Raw genomic sequence first — 12,449 nt, 5'->3', positions numbered from 1 at the left:
GGGGAGCATATGGACGAATCACGCCGATCCGTTCAGCCGTTGAAGCCCGCGATCCGGGCATTCGTGACGGTGATCGTCGCGCTGGCTATTCTTGCCATACTGCTCTGGGTCGCCCAACAGTGGGGAGCAGACCGAAACCTCGACACTGGCTTCCCGCTATGGGTGGGTGCAATCGCCATTTCGATCGTCGTGTGGGCGTACATCTTCTACGCGGGGCTGCTCTCGAATCGCGGGCCAGGGAACCTCGACCGGCGAAGTGTTCGGCAGGTCGTCGCGTCGTACGTGCTCTTCTTCGCCATCGCGGGGTCAGCCGTCATGTTCCTCCTTTTGTTGGGTTCGGACGATGGAGGCCCGAACTGGAGCCAGGAGTTCCGGCGCCTCGTCCTCGGTGTGACTTTGCTTGCGGCCGCTGCTGCAAGTCCCTGGTTCGTCTTGATCTGGACGACCCATGGGCGACTGGGTGTTCTCGGCGACAGGATCTCCGAGATCACGCCGCCTCCCTTGGCCGATGACTACGATCCCAGAGCCGTCGACGCTGGGGGCGTGCGTCCGGCGATCTCAGAGCTGGACAACGTCTGGCAGGCGATAGAACGATCGAGCTTGGCGATCGGGCTTCTACTCTCGACGGCCGTGATCGACACTGCGTTTCTTCGCAGTGCGCGAATCGCATCGGGGGCATCCGAGGACGAATTCCCGCCCTGGACCGTTGTGGGCTACGGCGCCTTCTTCGCAATCATCCTCGTCCTAATCCTCACGCCCGTCCTCGTCAGATGGCGCAATGACGGGATGCGTCTGGTCGAGCGCGCGGTCGGCGAGCCGCGGACGGGAGTGCCGAGCGAGTCACAGGATGCGGCGCGATCTCGACTGCGCGCGCGGGTAGGAATCGATCGCCCTGGCATCTTGCGACCCGTCACCCTCCTCGGCGTGCTCGCCCCGTTCTTGACGGGGTTCTTCACCTCGTTGATCCCATCATGAACGGAGCCAGGTCGTTCATCGGACGATGCCACCCAAGAGACCAAGGATCGATCGGCAACGCGTCGCCTCAGCCGGAAACCGACTTCCACTCGCGGGACGGCCCCCCGACCGCCCCGCGAGTGCTCAGGAAGGGTCAGGTGAGCTCGGCCCCGTCGAGCATCTCCGAGACGAGCGCGGCGATCGCCGAGCGCTCCGAGCGGGTGAGCGTGACGTGCGCGAACAGCGGATGCCCCTTCAGCGTCTCGATCACGCTCGCGACGCCGTCGTGGCGGCCGACGCGCAGGTTGTCGCGCTGGGCGACGTCGTGGGTGAGCACGACCCGCGAGTTCTGGCCGATGCGGCTCAGGACCGTGAGGAGCACGTTGCGCTCGAGGGACTGCGCCTCGTCGACGATCACGAACGCGTCGTGCAACGAGCGCCCGCGGATGTGCGTGAGCGGCAGCACCTCGAGGATGCCCCGGTCGACGACCTCCTCGAGCACGTTGTCGGACACGACCGAGCCGAGCGTGTCGAACACGGCCTGGCCCCAGGGGTTCATCTTCTCGCCCTGGTCGCCCGGCAGGTAGCCGAGCTCCTGCCCGCCGACCGCGTAGAGCGGGCGGAACACCATGATCTTCTTGTGCTGCTGCCGCTCGAGCACCATCTCGAGGCCGGCGCACAGCGCGAGCGCCGACTTGCCGGTGCCGGCGCGGCCGCCGAGCGAGAGGATGCCGATCTCGGGGTCGAGCAGCAGGTCGATCGCGAGTCGCTGCTCGGCCGAGCGGCCGTGCACGCCGAAGATGTCGCGATCGCCGCGCACGAGGCGCACCTCGTGCTCGCCGACGACGCGGCCGAGCGCCGAACCGCGCTCGGAGTGGATCACGAGGCCCGTGTTGACGGGCAGCTCCTCGACCTCGCGCGTCTCGAGGCGCTCGTGCTCGTAGAGCTTCGCCATGTCGTTGGAGCCGAGCGAGAGCTCGGCCATTCCGGTCCAGCCGGAGTCGGGCGCGAGCTCGGCACGGTACTCCTGGGCGTCGAGGCCGATCGACGCGGCCTTCACGCGCAGCGGCAGGTCCTTCGAGACCACCGTGACGGCGACGCCGTCATTCGCGAGGTTGGCCGCGCAGGCGAGGATGCGCGAGTCGTTGTCGCCGAGCTGCAGTCCGCTCGGCAGCACCGACGGGCTCGAGTGGTTGAGCTCCACCCGCAGCGAGCCGCCCTCGCCGACCGGGATCGGGAAGTCGAGCCGCTCGTGCTCGACGCGCAGCTCGTCGAGGATCCGCAGCGACTGGCGCGCGAAGTACCCGATCTCGGGGTCGTTGCGCTTCGCCTCGAGCTCCGTGATGACGACGACAGGAAGGACCACCGCGTGCTCGGCGAAGCGGAACATCGCCCGGGGATCCGAGAGGAGCACCGAGGTGTCGAGCACGTACGTCCGCACGGATTGCGCGGCACCCGTGGGTGCCGCGCTGTCGGGCCGCGATGCGCGACCGGTGTTCCGACCGACGGACTTGGAGGTATCGAGTGAGGCCACAACCGCTCCCGCCCCGAGCTTCCGCTCGGCTCTCGCGCCGGCCGGCGAATCCCTCCACGAGCGCTTCACGAAGCCGACTCGATCAGGCACGTTGCCCGATGCGTCGAGCGTACGTCGGGGTGCCGACACCCATGGTTCCGACACGCGAAACGTTCACACCGTGTTCACAAACGGGTGGGGTGCCCGAGCGGATGCCGCGGCATCCGCTCGGACCGGTGCGACGCTCAGTACGACGCGGCCGTGCCGTACGACACGAACGCGGCCCGCAGCATGTCGAGCGTCTCCTCGTTCGTCGCCGCGTGCACGCTGAGCCGGACCTGCCCGTTGCGGGTCGTGGCGGTGACGCCGTGGTTGTGCAGCGAGGCCGTGAGGTACGTGACCTGTCCGGCGGGCGGCTCGAGCACGACGATGCCCGCGCGCTCCTGCTCGTCGCGCGAGCTCACGACCGCGAGCGCGAACTCGTCGGCCAGCTCGATGACGCGGCTCACCCAGCCGGCGATCGCCGCGTTGATCGCGGGCACGCCCGCCGCGGCGATGTCCTCGAGCGCGGCCGCGAACCGCGCCTCGGCGATCGGGTCGGGATTCGACACGCGGTACGCGCGAGCGTCGGGCGCGGGCGGGGGCACGTGCCCCCAGGGCTCGTCCTCCTCGGTGCCGGTGAAGCCCGAGAAGACGGGCGTGAGCCGCTCGAGCGCGCGATCGGAGAGCGCCATGATGCCCGTGCCCCAACCGGCGCGGCACCACTTCTGCCCGCCGGTCAGCACCACGTCGGCCGCCGTCCACGGCGCGTCGACGACGCCGAAGCCCTGGATCGCGTCGACGATGAGCAGTCGGTCGCCGATGACCTGGCGGATGCCCTCGATGTCGCACAGGTAGCCCGTGCGCGAGTCGACGAGGCTCACCGCGACCGCGGCCACGTTGGTCTCGAGCTGCTCGCGGATCTGCCCCGGCGTGACCTTGCCGTGGTCGGTCTCGAGCCACAGGGGCTGCACCGAGTGCAGCGCCTCCTGCGCGCGCACGGCGGCGATCGGCAGGCTCGGGAACTCCCCGGGCGAGAGCAGCACGCTGCCGGTGAGCCCGAACATCGCGTGCATGATCCCCTGCGACGTGTTCGGCTGGAACACGATCTGGTCGGTCGGGAAGTCGGTGAGGGCGGATGCCGCGGCGCGCACCCGCGCGTCCTGCTCGGCGAACACGTCGACGCTGCCGTGGCGCGCGCGCTCGAGCACCTGGGTGAGCGCGAACGCCTCCTCGGCGGCCGGGGTCGCGAGCGGACCGAACCGACCGTAGTCGAGGTAGCCGGGCTCCTCGGTGAAGCCCGCGATGAATGCGTCGATCGTCACGTACGCCCCCTTCTCCGAGCCTCATCATGGCAGAACCGGAGGCCGGGAAAGAACGGGGTCAGCCGCCGAATCTGCGGTGGCGCTTCTCGTAGTCGCGCAGCGCGCGCAGGAAGTCGACCTGGCGCAGGTCGGGCCCGAGCGCCTCGACGAAGTAGAACTCGCTGTGCGCGGCCTGCCAGAGCATGAAGTCGCTGAGCCGCTGCTCGCCCGACGTGCGGATGACGAGGTCGGGATCGGGCTGCCCGACGGTGTAGAGGTGCTCCCCGATGAGGTCGGGGGTCAGTCGCTCGGCCAGGTCTTCCAGGCTGCGGCCCTCGGCGTGGTGCGAGGCCACGATCGAGCGCATCGCGTCGGTGATCTCCTTGCGGCCGCCGTAGCCGACGGCGAGGTTCACGTGCAGGCCGCGCTTGTCGGCGGTGCGGTGCTCGGCGGCGTCGAGCGCGGCGACGAGCGGCTCGGGCAGGCCGGCATCCGACCCGACATGCTGCACCCGCCAGTCGCGGTAGTGCGAGAGCTCCTCGGCGAGCTCGGCGATGATCTCGAACAGGTCCGACAGCTCGGCGCTCGGCCGGTTGCCGAGGTTGTCGCTCGAGAGCAGGTAGAGCGTGACGACCTTGATGCCGAGGTCGTCGCACCACTCGAGGAACTCGCGCATCTTCGCGGCGCCTGCCCGATGACCGTGCGCTGCGGAGTCGTAGCCGAGCTGCTTGGCCCAGCGCCGATTGCCGTCGATGATCATCGCGACGTGCTGCGGCAGGGCCGCGGAGTCGAGGCCGCGGCGGAGCCGGTTCTGGTAGAGGCGGTAGAGGATGCCGCGACCGAGGGGCTGATCGCTCGTCTGCACGGCACTACGCTACCCCGACGCGGCTCCCGTGCTCACAGCGGATCGTGATGCTGTCGGCCCTACAGTGTGTCCATGACCCCGAAGCGCCACCGCGAGGCACCCACCCTCGCGGACGACCTCAGCAGCCCGGTCGCGCCCGACGACACGGCGGATGTCGCGATCAGCCGCGAGGCGCACGGCCCCGACCTGCCGAACATCCCCCTCCTCGACGACTCGCTGAGCTACACCGCCGAGGTCAAGCCGAAATGGCGCGGCTGGATCCACGCGGGCACGTTCCCGGTGACGATCGCGGCGGGCATCGTGCTCATCGTGCTCGCCGAGGGACCATGGGCGAAGTGGGCGAGCGCGGTGTTCATGCTCACGTCGATGCTGCTCTTCGGCAACTCGGCGCTCTACCACCGCTTCAATTGGAAGCCGCGCACCAAGGTCGTGCTGAAGCGCATCGACCACGCCAACATCTTCCTGCTCATCGCGGGCACGTACACGCCGTTGGCGCTCCTCGCGCTGCCGCCCGAGAAGGGCTTCGTGCTGCTCGCGGTCGTCTGGGCGGGAGCGCTGCTCGGCATCGGGTTCCGCGTGTTCTGGATCACCGCCCCGCGCTGGCTCTACGTGCCGATCTACCTGCTGCTCGGCTGGGCCGCGGTCATGTACCTCGGCGACCTGCTCGCCGCGAGCGTCGCGATGATGATCCTCGTCATCGTCGGCGGCCTGCTCTACACGGCCGGCGCGATCGTCTACGGCCTGAAGAAGCCCAACCCCTGGCCCGGTGTGTTCGGCTTCCACGAGATCTTCCACACGTGCACGGTGCTCGCGTTCATGTGCCACTGGACCGCGACGCTGCTCATCGCGATGGCGCCCGCGTACCACGCGGCCTGAGCGGGCGCGCCGGGCGTTCCGCCGCGGCCCAGCCGGTGCGGTGCGGCCGGTGACCTAGCGGGCCGGCGGCTCGTCGTCGTCGGATGCCGCGGGGCGGCCGTCGCGCGCGGGGCGGCCCGTGGCATCCGTGCCGTCGAGGTCGTCGAGGTCGTCGAGCGGGTCGCGCTCGAGCCCGCTCTCGATCAGCTCCTGCTCGAGCCGCTCGGACTCGAGCTGCTCGCGCACCTCCGCCCGGTAGTTCACCCGGCGGATGCGACGCACCATGTCGAGCACGAGGAGTACGACGACGACCATGATGACGAACGTGAGCACGAAGCCCCAGATGCCGGGGGTGACGGTGTCGGGGTCGAACTCGTCGCTCGGCTCCTGCGTCGCGGCGCGCACGAGGGCGGGCAGGACGGCAGCGATCACGAGCGTGCTCCGACGGTGGAACAGGCGGGCACGGCGAGCATCGGACTCACTTTCACCGAGGATCTCGGCTTCGCGGGGCGGGGTTAGGCTGGTTCCAAGCCTAGACGATCGAGGTTGGAAGGAGCCGGGCGGTGGCCGAGCCTGAGACCGACGCGCTCGCCGCGCGCTACGGCCGAACGCGTACCAACCGCAGCCGCGATCGGTGGCTCATCATCGGCGCCGCGATCGCGTTCGCGGTCGTGCTCGTCGCGTGGGTGGTCTGGGCCGGACTCGACGGCCAGAAGCCGACGGTGCAGGCCACCGACACGGGCCACCGGCTGCTCAACGACGAGCGCGCGGTCGAGGTCAGCTGGACCCTCTCGGTGCCGCCCGGCAACCCCACGGCGTGCATCGTCCAGGCCTACGACGAGGACTTCACCATCGTCGGCTGGAAGGTCGTCGACATCCCGGCATCCGACCGGCACCTGCGCACGTTCACGGAGCGCGTGCGGGTCGCCCGGGAGGCGAACACGGGTTTGATTTCGACCTGCTGGCTCACCTAATATGGGTCATTCGCCCCGGCAGACGTCGGGGCGTCACGTCTATACAGTGTGTATCCGATACACGGGAGAGTGCACCATGGCGCAGGACGCCACCGTCACCTGGCTCACGCAGGAGGCCTTCGACCGACTCGCCGGCGAGCTCGAGCAGCTCTCGACGCACGGCCGCGAGGAGATCGCCAAGCGCATCGAGGCCGCGCGTGAGGAGGGTGACCTCAAGGAGAACGGCGGGTACCACGCCGCGAAGGACGAGCAGGGCAAGCAGGAGGCCCGCATCCGCCAGTTGACGCAGCTGCTCCGCACGGCGCAGGTCGGCGAGGCGCCCGAGTCGTCGGGCGTCGTCGAGCCCGGCACCGTCATCACCGCGGTCATCGCCGGCGATGAGGAGCGGTTCCTCATCGGCAGCCGCGAGATCGCCGGCGACTCCGAGCTCGACGTCTTCAGCGAGTCCTCGCCGCTCGGCGCCGCCATCCTCGGCCTCAAGGTCGGCGACTCGACGAGCTACACCGCGCCGAACGGCCGCGAGATCGCGGTGCAGGTCACCGGCGTCGACACCTGGGGCGGCCAGTAGGCTTCCCCATCCCGAAACGTCCGACGGCCCCTGCGCGATGCGCGGGGGCCGTCGTCGTCGGCACGGTGCGAGCGGATGCCGCGACGCGACGCCGCGGCATCCGTGCCGCTGCTCAGTCGGTCTCGACGCGCGGCTCGTAGCCGGCGCGGCGCAGCACCTCGACGACCGCGGCCCGATGCTCGGGGCCCCGGGTCTCGACGGAGAGCCGCAGCTCGACCTCGGTGATCTGCATGCCCGAGCCGTGGCGGGTGTGCAGCACCTCGACGACGTTCGCGTTCGCCTCGGCGAGGAGTGCGGCGACGCGCGCGAGTTGACCGGGGCGGTCGGGCAGCCCGACGCTGATGGTGAGGTACCGGTCGGATGCCGCGAGGCCGTGTGCGACCACGCGCTGCATGAGCAGCGGATCGATGTTGCCGCCGGAGAGCACGGCGACCACGGGCCCGTCGGACTGCACTGCGCCCGTCATCATGGCCGCCACGGCGACCGCGCCCGCCGGCTCGACCACGAGCTTGGCGCGCTCGAGGAGCACGAGCAGCGCGCGCGCGATGTCGTCTTCGGTGACGGTCACGACCTCGTCGATGGTGTCGCGGATGATCGCGAAGTTCAGCTCGCCCGGTCGGTAGACTGCGATGCCGTCGGCGATGGTCGGCACGACGGGCACCTGGCGCGGCTCCCCCGCCGCGAGCGACGCGATGTAGGGCGCGGCGTTCTCTGCCTGCACGCCCACGATGCGCAGCGGACGGCCCTCCTTCGCGGCCTGCTGCTTCGCGGCGCTGGCGATGCCCGCGGCGAGGCCGCCGCCGCCGATGGGCACGACGATCGTCGTGGCATCGGGGGCCTGCTCGAGGATCTCGAGGCCGAGCGTGCCCTGGCCGGCGATGACGTCGGGGTGGTCGAACGGCGGGATCATGACGGCACCCGACTCGGCGGCGAACGCCTCGGCGGCCTCGATGGTCTCGCCGATCGAATCGCCGACGAGCACGATGTCGGCGCCGTACGCCCGCGTCGCGTCGAGCTTCGGCAGCGCGACCCCGACGGGCATGAAGATGGTCGCGCGGATGCCGAGCTCGCGGGCCGCGTACGCGACGCCCTGCGCGTGGTTGCCGGCCGACGCCGCCACGACGCCACGGGCGCGCTCGGCGTCGCTCAGCGCGGCGATGCGGTTGGAGGCGCCGCGGAGCTTGTAGGAGCCAGTGCGCTGCAGGTTCTCGCACTTGAGGTAGACGGGCAGCCCGAGCCGCTCGGCGAGGAATCGGGAGGACTCCATGGGCGTGCGTCGGGCGACGCGCGACACGACCTCGCGCGCGCGTTCGAACTCGGCGAGACCCGGACCCGGGATGGTCGTGATCACTCGTTCATTCTCCTCGCTGATAGCCCGGTCGCTGCGGCACGGTACGCCAGAGCGGCGACTTCACCTCGGTCGCGGGCGGGCCCGGGTCGCCCTTCCAGGAGCCGCCCGAGATGTAGACGATCATGACGTTGACCACCGCAGCGACCGGCACGGCGAAGAGCGCGCCCGGGATGCCCGCCAGGAGCGAGCCGGTCGCGACCGCGACGACGACGCCGAGCGGGTGCACCTTCACGGCCGTGCCCATGATGAGCGGCTGCAGCACGTGGCCCTCGACCTGCTGCACCAGCAGCACGACGCCGAGCATGATGAGGGCGATCACCGGCCCGTTGTAGACCAGGGCCACGAACACGGCGAGGGCGCCGGTGACCACGGCGCCGACGATGGGGATGAACGAGCCGAGGAAGACGAGGATCGCGATCGGCACGGCGAGCGGCACGCCGAGGAGGAAGGCGCCGAGCCCGATGCCGATGGCGTCGATGGTCGCGACGAGGATCTGCACCTTCACGAAGTTCTGGAGCGTGTTCCATCCGGCCATCCCGGCACCGTCGACCGCGGCGCGCGCGCGGCGCGGGAAGACGCCGACGATCCAGCGCCAGATGCCGCGGCCGTCGATGAGGATGAACAGGGTCGCGAAGAGCGCGAGGAGCGTGCCCGCCAGGAAGTGGCCGAGGGTCGAGCCGAGCGACAGCGCACCGCTCACGAGGAAGCTGCCGTCCTGCTGGGCGGAGTCCACGATCTGGGCCACCCAGTCGTTGAGCTGCTGCTCGGTGATGTGGAACGGACCTTCGAGCAGCCAGGCGCGGAAGTCGTCCCACGCGATGATGCTCTGCGCGGCGAGCTCGTCGGAGCCGCGCGCGATGAACGTGATCCCGACGGCCAGCAGCCCGCCGACGATGATCAGCGCGGAGAGCATGGCGACGGTGACCGCGAGCCACTTCGACCAGCGATGGCGCTGCAGCATCTGGGAGAAGGGCACGAGCAGGGCGCCGAGCAGCACCGCGACGAGGAGTGGGATGACGATGAGTCGGAGCTGGATGATCAGGAAGATGACGACCGCGATGACGCCGCCGACGAGCAGGAGCCGCCACGACCAGGCCGCGGCGATGCGCATGCCGAACGGGACGGAGTCGGAGGCGTCGCGATGCGTCGGTGCGGGCGGCGTGTCGCGTTCGGCGGTGCGCCACCGCTTGACGAACCTGCCCCGCCCCTGGTCGCTCGACCCCGTCATCGCTCCAGTCTAGGCGGGCCGCATTCCGGGCACGGCATGCGCCGGGGGCGCCTGCGGCGGTCGGTGCCTGTCGGTGGCTCCGGATAGGGTCTGAGGATCATGGTCGACACCGTCAGTCCCGCGCTCGCGCGACGCATCGCGCTCGGGGCCCAGGGCTTCGGGCGCCCGGCTGCCGCCGAGCCGGGCCTGCGGCAGGTCGCCGGGCTCGTCGACCGGCTCGGCGTGCTGCAGATCGACTCCGTCAACGTCTTCGAGCGCAGCCACTACCTGCCCGCGTTCAGCCGCCTCGGCGCGTACGACCGCGACCTGCTCGACCGGCTCACCACGGGCCGGCGGGGGCGCATGGTCGAGGCCTGGGCGCACCAGGCGGCGTTCATCCCGCGCGAGCTGTGGCCGCTGTTCGAGTTCCGCCGCGAGGAGTACCGGCAGAAGGGTAGCGAGTGGGGCGGCTGGCTCGTCGAGAACCGCACGCTCGCCGACTGGCTCCGCGGCGAGCTCGCGGCCAACGGCCCGATGCGGGCGAGCGAGATCGAGCACGACGCGAACGAGCGGCGCGGCCCGTGGTGGGGCTGGTCCGACGTCAAGCGCACGCTCGAGTGGATGTTCCGGGTCGGCGAGGTCGTGTGCGTCGAGCGCGTGCGGTTCGAGCGCGTCTACGCCCTGCCCGAGCAGGCGCTCGCCCCCGAGCTGCTCGACGCGGCGCCGTCCGAGGCCGACGCGGTGCGCGAGCTCGTGCGCCGTGCGTCGATCGCGCTCGGCATCGCGACCGAGGCCGATCTCGCCGACTACTGGCGCATGCTGCGCGCGCCCGTGCGCGTCGCCGTGCGCGACCTCGAGGAGGCCGGCGAGCTGCTGCCCGTCGAGGTCCCCGGCTGGACCACCGGCAGCCGCGCCACGCCCGCGTGGGTGCATCGCGACGCCCGTCGACCTCGCCGCATGGAGGCGGCCGCGGTGCTCTCGCCGTTCGACCCGGTGGTGTGGTTCCGACCGCGCACCGAGCGGCTGTTCGACTTCCACTACCGCATCGAGATCTACACGCCCGAGCCCGAGCGCAAGTTCGGGTACTACTCGCTGCCGGTGCTCATCGACGACGACGTGGTCGGTCGCGTCGACCTCAAGAGCGACCGCAAGGCCAAGGTGCTGCGCGTGCAGTCGGCGTGGATCGAGCACGGCGCCCCCGACGAGACGGCGGCGCGGCTGCTGCCCGTGCTGTGGCAGGCGGCGGCGTGGCAGGGCCTCGACGAGGTGCACGTCGTGGGCCGTGGCGACCTCGCGCCCGCGCTGCGCGCGGAGCTGGCGGCGTAGGGCTGGGGCCTACGTACTAGAACGCGCCGCCCATCTGCTCGAGCCGCTTGACGCGCTCGGCGATCGGCGGGTGCGTCGCGAAGAGGCGGTCGATGACGCCGGGCTTCAGCGGGTCGGCGATCCAGAGGTGGGCCATCGACGAGTTCTGGCGCTGCATCGGCCGCCCGTAGGTCTCGAGCTTCTCGAGGGCGCTCGCCAGGGCGTCGGGGTGTCGGGTGGTCATCGCGCCCGTGGCATCCGCGAGGTACTCGCGCTGTCGCGAGACCGCGAGCTGCACGAGGCTCGCGACGAGCGGCGCGATGAGGAGCGCGATGAGGCCGAAGACCAGCACGATCGGGTTCTGGTTGTTGTTGCCGCGCCCGAAGAAGGTCATGCGCACGAGCATGTCGGAGACGAAGCCCACCGCCACGACGAGGCCGAACACGATCATCGAGAGCCGGATGTCGTAGTTGCGCACGTGGCCGAGCTCGTGCGCCATGACGCCCTCGAGCTCGGCGTCGTCCATGAGCTCGAGCAGGCCGGTGGTCGCTGCGACGACGGCGTGCTCGGGGTCGCGTCCGGTCGCGAACGCGTTGGGCGCCGGGTCGGAGATCACGAACACGCGCGGCATGGGCGTGCCGGTCGTGATGGAGAGGTTCTCGACCGTGCGCCAGAGCCGCGGGTGGTCGGCCTTGCTGTGCAGCTCGACGGCGCCCGACATGGCGAGCGCCTGCCGGTCAGCGGTGAAGTACTGGAACACCGCGTACGCCGTCGCGATCACCAGCGTGACGATCACGATCGTGAGGTCGTTGTAGACCCACGCGGCGAGCCAGCCCAATCCGCCGATGATGGCGAGGAAGAACAGGATGATGAAGACGGTGTTGCGTTTGTTCCTGGCGATCGCTCGGTACAACGACGTCCCTTAGAACTGCACGCGCGGCGGCTCGGCGATGGCGGCCGGCTCCGTGACCTCGAAGAACTCGCGCTCGTGGAAGCCGAGGCCGCGCACGAACAGCGTGTTCGGGAAGACCTTGATCTTCGTGTTGAGCTCGCGCACGCCGCCGTTGTAGAAGCGCCGCGAGGCCTGGATCTTGTCCTCGGTGTCGACCAGCTCGGACTGCAGCTGCAGGAAGTTCTGGCTGGCCTGCAGCTGCGGGTACGCTTCGGCGACCGCGAAGATCGACTTCAGCGCCTGCTGCATGTGGTTCTCGGCGGCACCCGCCTCGGCCGGACCCTGTGCCTGCAGCGTCTCGGCACGCGCCCTGGTGACGTTCTCGAAGACCGCCTTCTCGTGCGCCGCGTAGCCCTTGACCGCCTCGATGAGGTTGGGGATCAGGTCGGCTCGCCGCTTGAGCTGCACCGTGATGTCGCTCCACGCCTCGTCGACGCGCACGTTCAGCGTCACGAGGGAGTTGTAGGTGGCCCACAGGTAGATGCCGATGATGAGGAGGAGTACGACGACGATGATGACGGGGATGAGCCATTCCATGGCACGGACTCCTAGCGCTGCGGCG

At 70.2% G+C, this 12,449-nt stretch carries 13 protein-coding genes; 5 read left to right on the top strand and 8 right to left on the bottom strand.

Annotated elements, in window-relative coordinates; all coding sequences use genetic code 11:
- The first annotated feature begins 9 nt into the window (after positions 1–9).
- Positions 10–975, top strand: coding sequence for a hypothetical protein (locus ACWGO8_RS14260; RefSeq protein WP_452043703.1), 966 nt, complete (start codon positions 10–12; stop codon positions 973–975).
- A 133-nt stretch (positions 976–1,108) separates the two neighbouring features.
- On the opposite strand, the gene ACWGO8_RS14255 is transcribed toward ACWGO8_RS14260, so the two are convergent.
- The 3 genes from ACWGO8_RS14255 to ACWGO8_RS14245 all read right to left on the bottom strand — a co-directional run bounded on the left by ACWGO8_RS14255 (position 1,109) and on the right by ACWGO8_RS14245 (position 4,675).
- Complete coding sequence (locus ACWGO8_RS14255; RefSeq protein ID WP_452043702.1) at positions 1,109–2,395, bottom strand: PhoH family protein; 1,287 nt, start codon at positions 2,393–2,395, stop codon at positions 1,109–1,111.
- A gap of 317 nt (positions 2,396–2,712) precedes the next feature.
- Positions 2,713–3,831 carry an aminotransferase class V-fold PLP-dependent enzyme gene (locus tag ACWGO8_RS14250; RefSeq protein ID WP_452043701.1) on the bottom strand — a complete coding sequence of 373 codons (1,119 nt, stop codon included), beginning with the start codon at positions 3,829–3,831 and terminating at the stop codon, positions 2,713–2,715.
- Between the two features lie 58 nt (positions 3,832–3,889).
- Positions 3,890–4,675 carry an isoprenyl transferase gene (locus ACWGO8_RS14245; RefSeq protein WP_376955594.1) on the bottom strand — a complete coding sequence of 262 codons (786 nt, stop codon included), beginning with the start codon at positions 4,673–4,675 and terminating at the stop codon, positions 3,890–3,892.
- Positions 4,676–4,747: 72 nt separating this feature from the next.
- On the opposite strand from ACWGO8_RS14245, the gene trhA reads away from it, so the two are divergent.
- A complete protein-coding gene (gene trhA / locus ACWGO8_RS14240; RefSeq protein ID WP_452043700.1) occupies positions 4,748–5,551 on the top strand; it encodes a PAQR family membrane homeostasis protein TrhA in 804 nt (267 codons plus the stop codon).
- Between the two features lie 54 nt (positions 5,552–5,605).
- Here trhA and ACWGO8_RS14235 read toward each other — a convergent pair whose 3' ends face one another.
- Positions 5,606–5,962 (bottom strand): hypothetical protein, encoded by a 357-nt coding sequence (locus tag ACWGO8_RS14235; RefSeq protein WP_452043699.1) that lies wholly within the window; start codon positions 5,960–5,962, stop codon positions 5,606–5,608.
- A gap of 131 nt (positions 5,963–6,093) precedes the next feature.
- Between ACWGO8_RS14235 and ACWGO8_RS14230 the strand changes: the two genes are divergently transcribed.
- Both ACWGO8_RS14230 and greA read left to right on the top strand, forming a co-directional pair.
- Positions 6,094–6,504 carry a DUF4307 domain-containing protein gene (locus ACWGO8_RS14230; protein ID WP_452043698.1) on the top strand — a complete coding sequence of 137 codons (411 nt, stop codon included), beginning with the start codon at positions 6,094–6,096 and terminating at the stop codon, positions 6,502–6,504.
- Positions 6,505–6,580: 76 nt separating this feature from the next.
- Positions 6,581–7,072, top strand: a complete 492-nt coding sequence (gene greA / locus ACWGO8_RS14225; RefSeq protein WP_452043697.1) for a transcription elongation factor GreA — start codon at positions 6,581–6,583, stop codon at positions 7,070–7,072.
- 112 nt (positions 7,073–7,184) lie between these two features.
- Here greA and ilvA read toward each other — a convergent pair whose 3' ends face one another.
- Complete coding sequence (gene ilvA / locus ACWGO8_RS14220) at positions 7,185–8,423, bottom strand: threonine ammonia-lyase (protein ID WP_452043696.1); 1,239 nt, start codon at positions 8,421–8,423, stop codon at positions 7,185–7,187.
- Between the two features lie 4 nt (positions 8,424–8,427).
- Positions 8,428–9,651 (bottom strand): AI-2E family transporter, encoded by a 1,224-nt coding sequence (locus tag ACWGO8_RS14215; protein WP_452043695.1) that lies wholly within the window; start codon positions 9,649–9,651, stop codon positions 8,428–8,430.
- A 99-nt stretch (positions 9,652–9,750) separates the two neighbouring features.
- Between ACWGO8_RS14215 and ACWGO8_RS14210 the strand changes: the two genes are divergently transcribed.
- Positions 9,751–10,956, top strand: a complete 1,206-nt coding sequence (locus ACWGO8_RS14210) for a winged helix-turn-helix domain-containing protein (RefSeq protein ID WP_452043694.1) — start codon at positions 9,751–9,753, stop codon at positions 10,954–10,956.
- A gap of 16 nt (positions 10,957–10,972) precedes the next feature.
- Here ACWGO8_RS14210 and ACWGO8_RS14205 read toward each other — a convergent pair whose 3' ends face one another.
- Entirely contained in the window at positions 10,973–11,848 is an 876-nt protein-coding gene (locus ACWGO8_RS14205; protein ID WP_452043693.1) for a M48 family metalloprotease, read from the bottom strand.
- A 9-nt stretch (positions 11,849–11,857) separates the two neighbouring features.
- On the bottom strand, positions 11,858–12,424 hold the full coding sequence (locus ACWGO8_RS14200; protein ID WP_376955603.1) for a LemA family protein: 567 nt from the start codon (positions 12,422–12,424) through the stop codon (positions 11,858–11,860).
- Between the last annotated feature and the right edge of the window lie 25 nt (positions 12,425–12,449).

Source organism: Agromyces sp. NPDC055661 (genome assembly GCF_053618135.1).
Note: the sequence above shows the minus strand (reverse complement) of the source record. Positions and strands in the feature narration are given on the sequence as shown.